The following is a 612-nucleotide window of genomic DNA, read 5'->3' on the forward strand; positions in this document are numbered from 1 at the left end:
ATTAGTATACTCTTCATATAGTACAAAGCCAATACCTATACTTATATATGATAGTAAACCGGAATCTCAAAATTCRAAAATCATAAAAATATTATATAGAAATAAATGGTATATATACAATAATTTTATATCTCATCAATACAAAGACAGTATAGATTTTTATTCTAAAGAATTAGGTTTTAGTTTAGTATTTAATCTCACAGGAAAAGAAAATAAAGACTCATTTGGAAGTGTTACYAAAGTAGATAATAAYATATCCTTAGGARTTTTAAATGGTTATATTACTATTGATGATGAGCAATTAAACATCAACGGTAATGCCATAAAAGAATCTATGCATAGCGTGTTTTAATTTTTTTAGTATATAAAAAAGCACATATTATTTTTTTATAATATGTGCTTTAAATAATCAATAATATAATATTTATTCTTTATTTAATTCTTTACCAGTAGAAGCATATTTCTGTAATAAAACAGTAGCTGCTTTAGGGTTCTTAACAACGCAAGGTCCTCCCACACAACCGCCGTTACAAGCCATAACCTCAACCAAATTTGGAGTATCATCAGTAACAGAAGTCTCTCCAGATTGCACTTTACCATAAGCTCTTAATT

At 26.6% G+C, this 612-nt stretch carries 1 protein-coding gene and 1 pseudogene; one reads left to right on the plus strand and one right to left on the minus strand.

What is annotated here, in order from left to right; genetic code table 11:
* A pseudogene (locus GQX97_RS13955) lies at positions 1 to 352 on the plus strand (hypothetical protein); the annotation flags it as partial.
* 72 nt (positions 353 to 424) lie between these two features.
* Here the strand turns inward: GQX97_RS13955 and GQX97_RS13960 are convergent.
* Positions 425 to 612, minus strand: a 188-nt coding sequence (locus GQX97_RS13960; RefSeq protein ID WP_304488843.1) for a [Fe-Fe] hydrogenase large subunit C-terminal domain-containing protein, incomplete at its 5' end; no start/stop codon positions are given.

This window comes from Brachyspira sp. SAP_772, from assembly GCF_009755885.1.
Classification (GTDB): Bacteria; Spirochaetota; Brachyspiria; order Brachyspirales; family Brachyspiraceae; genus Brachyspira.